The sequence below is a fragment of the Actinomadura soli genome (assembly GCF_005889715.1).
GTDB lineage: Bacteria > Actinomycetota > Actinomycetes > Streptosporangiales > Streptosporangiaceae > Spirillospora > Spirillospora soli.
Map to the genome: position 1 here is coordinate 1 of NZ_VCKW01000456.1, position 3,614 is coordinate 3,614.

The following is a 3,614-nucleotide window of genomic DNA, read 5'->3' on the forward strand; positions in this document are numbered from 1 at the left end:
CGGTCGGGCCGCGCCGTCAGGCGGCGGGGACGTCGATGATCTGGGGGCGCGCGTCGGGGTTGTCGGCGAGCCAGCGCAGCGCGGTGATGTTGCGCTGGACGATCGGCCGGTACAGATCGTGGAACGTCCGGTGCAGGATGTCGATCTCACCGGCCGGCACCCCGGCGGTGCGCCAGCGCAGGACGCGGTACGCGTCGGTGACGTGGTCGGAGAGCGCGACGACGGTGATCCCCTCGGGGGTCAGCCAGGTCGGCGAGGCGAGTGCGATGGCGAACCCGGCCGCGACGAACCCGACCATGACGTTGACGTCCGCGCCGGCGTACCGGAACCGCGGCGTGAACCCGGCCGCCTCGCAGGCGGCGCGGAGCAGGGCGGTGCCGCCGTCGTCGCCGCCCTGCGGCGGGATCCACGTCTCCCCGGCGAGATCGGCCAGGCTGACCCGGCCCCGCGACGCGAGCGGATGGCTGGACGCGATCGCGATGCCGCACGGCTCGATGATGATGACCCGCTCGGTGATCCCGGGCGGGCACTGCGGCGCGTGGTGGTCGGCGACGCGTCCCATGAGGACGACGTCGACCTGGTCGTTGGCGAGGCGGCGGGTCAGGACGGCGCCGGAGTAGTCCAGGTTGGTGCTGACGGTGCGGTGGGGCAGCTCGGTCTCGAGCCTGCGCAGCCACTCGCCCAGCAGGATGTGCGGGTGTGTGCCGAGCCGGATGCCGGGACGGGACCCGTCGCCCGGCACGGTGGCGAGCAGGTCGTCCATGTCGGCCAGCACGCCCCGCGCGCGGGCCAGGACGTGCCGTCCCAGCGCCGTGGGGCTGATGCCCTGCGGGCCGCGGACGAACAACGGACCGCCGAACGCCTTCTCAATACGGCGGAGCTGGTTGCTGAGCGTCGGCTGGGACACGCCCAGACTCGCCGCGGCGCGCGTGATGCTGCCCATCTCCGCGACCTGGCAGAGCACCCGCAAATGGCGCAGTTCCACTTGCATAGCCGGGAAGCTATGCCGAATCGAGTGGACCCCGCAAGCATGACGTAAATTTCAATTTTCATTCTATAAAGACTGAATGCCTGACGTCCTCTGTTGACGTCCCCTCATTTCGCGTGCGGTTCCGGCGCTAACGACGCCAATCCGTCCCGTCCGCTCTTAACGCCGGGTGCCCGCCTCGTAGCGAAGGGCGGCGATGAGGCTAGATGACGCCGGCTTCGGCCAGCCAGCGCCAGAGGCGGCCCTGGTCGACGACCGTGACGCCGAGTTTCTCGGCCTTGCCGGTCTTGGCGGCGCCGACGTTGTCGCCGGCGAGCAGGTAGTCGGTCGTGGCCGAGACCGAGGACGCGGTGGTCGCGGCGGCCTGCTCGACCAGGCGCGTGACGTCCGGACGGCTGATCTTCGCGCCCGAGCGGGGGTCGGTGAACGCGCCGGTGATCACGACGGCCTTGCCCTTGAGCGGCGAGTCGCCCGCGGCCAGCGCGTCGACCGGGCGGTCCTCGTCCAGGACGTCGAGGTTCACGCCGCGCTCGCGCAGCGCCGCGATCTCCTCCCGGACCTCCGTGCGGGCGAAGAAGGCCACGATGCTCTCGGCGACCTTCGGGCCGATGTCGCGGATCGCCACGAGGTCGTCGGCCGTCGCCGCCGCGATGTCCTCGATGCGCTCGTAGCCGGCCAGGCAGAGCCGCTTGGCCGTGCCCTCGGACGCCATCGGGATCGCCAGCCCGATCAGCGCGCGCCGCAGCCCCATCCCCGTGGAGGCCGCGATCGAGTCGACCATGTTCCTGGCGCTGACCTCGCCCATCCGCTCGTAGCCGAGCAGCTGCTCGGCGGTCAGGTCGTAGAAGTCGCTGCGGCGCCGCAGGACGCCGTCCTCGGCGAGCTTCTCGATCCACGTGTCGCCGACGCCCTCCATGTCGGCCGCCGGGCGCGAGGCCCAGTGCATCAGCCGCCGCGTCGCCTGCGCCGGGCACTGCAGGTTCACGCACCAGCGCTCCTCGCCGGTGCCGCGGACCTCCAGCTCGGACCCGCACGACGGGCAGTGCTCCGGCGGGACGATCTCGACCTCGCCGCCGTCGCGCCGCTCCGGCAGCGAGCGGCCCGCGAACGGGATCACGTCGCCGCGCCGCACGACCGCCACCGTGTCGCCGATCCGCAGGTCGCGCTCGCGGATCAGGCGCGGGTTGTGCAGGGTGATGTTCTCCACCGTCACGCCGCCGACGAACACCGGCGCGACCTTCGCCCGCGGCGGGACGCGTCCGATCTTGCCGACCGGCCACTCGACCGACAGCAGCGTCGTCAGCTTTTCCTCCGGCGGGTACTTGAACGCGATCGCCCCGCGCGGCTCGGCGCTGTTGAAGCCCGCCGCGTCGAACGCCGCGGGCTCGTGCAGCCGCACGACCGCGCCGTCGATCTCGTAGTCGAGCCCGTCGCGGCGGCCGCCGATCTCGTGGATCGCGTCCATCACCTCGTCGACCGTGGTGCACACGTACTGGGCGACCGGCTCGAAGCCCGCGGGGTCGTCCACCGCGACGCCGTCGCGGTCGGTGCCGAACGCGAAGAACCGCAGCAGCCGCTTGGCCTGCGCGGCGGCCTCGGGGTCTTTCAGCACCAGCGTCCCGGCGGCGCCCGACCGCGGGTTGGTCAGCGTGCGCTCCGGGTGGGCCTCGTTGTAGGCGGCCCACACCGACCGGAGCATCACCGCCTCGCCGCGGACCTCGATGCGCCCGGGCAGCTCGATCTCGGCCGGCAGGCCCGGGATCACGTGCCGCACCTTCTCGGTGACCAGCTCGCCGACCGCGCCGGTCCCGCGCGTGGCGACGTAGTCGAGCTTCCCGCCGGTGTAGACGACGCTGAGCGAGAGCCCGTCGAGCTTCTCCGACACGCGGAAGACCCGGCCGCCGAACCGCTCGCAGAACGTGCGGATCTGCTCCTCGCCGGTCGCCTTCGCCAGCGACAGCATCGGGCGCGCGTGCCGGACGGTCGGGCCGGTCAGCTCCGCCGGCGCGTTGACCTTGCCGAGCGGGCTGTCGGACGGCTCCAGCTCCGGGCGCTCGGCGACGAGCGCCGCCAGCTCGTCCTTCAGCGCGTCGTAGTCGGCGTCCGGCACGGGGCTGTCGCCGGCGCCGTAGTACAGGTCGTTCAGCCGCTTGACCTCGGCGGCCAGCTCCGCGATGCGTTCTCCAACGTCCACCCTTCGATTAAACGCGATGGCACCGACAGCGGTCATCGCCCGCCCATCGGGGCGTGGCCGCGCCTTGCGCCGACGGCATCGGCCCGCGGATCTCAGCGGAAGGAGCGGCGGTAGGCGGCCGGGGTGGTGTGCAGGGCGGTGTGGAAGCGGCGGCGGAGGTTGACCGCCGAGGACAGGCCGACGCGGGTGGCGATGGTCTCGACGGGCAGGTCGGTCTCCTCCAGCAGGGCGCGGGTGGCGGCGAGGCGGCGCTCCAGCAGCCAGCGCGCGGGCGGGAGGCCGAGGCGGCTGGTGAACTGGCGGGTGAGGGTCCGGGGGGAGACGCCCGAGTAGCCGGCCATGTCCTCGACGGTGATGTGGTGGTCGTCCAGGCGCGAGAGGAGCCATTCGAGCAGGGGCGCGAGGGAGTCGGGCATGGGGCCGGTGGTGGGG

General features: G+C 72.6%; 3 protein-coding genes. All 3 read right to left on the bottom strand.

Features of this window, described 5'->3' with window-relative positions; genetic code table 11:
* Nucleotides 1-16 precede the first annotated feature (16 nt).
* Nucleotides 17-991 (bottom strand): LysR family transcriptional regulator, encoded by a 975-nt coding sequence (locus tag ETD83_RS40490; protein ID WP_138650550.1) that lies wholly within the window; start codon nt 989-991, stop codon nt 17-19.
* Nucleotides 992-1,190: 199 nt separating this feature from the next.
* The gene (gene ligA, locus ETD83_RS40495) at nt 1,191-3,182 is read right to left on the bottom strand and encodes an NAD-dependent DNA ligase LigA (protein ID WP_138650551.1); all 1,992 of its coding nucleotides are present in this window, start codon (nt 3,180-3,182) and stop codon (nt 1,191-1,193) included.
* Nucleotides 3,183-3,274: 92 nt separating this feature from the next.
* Nucleotides 3,275-3,614, bottom strand: a 340-nt coding sequence (locus ETD83_RS40500) for a helix-turn-helix domain-containing protein (protein ID WP_138650552.1), incomplete at its 5' end; no start/stop codon positions are given.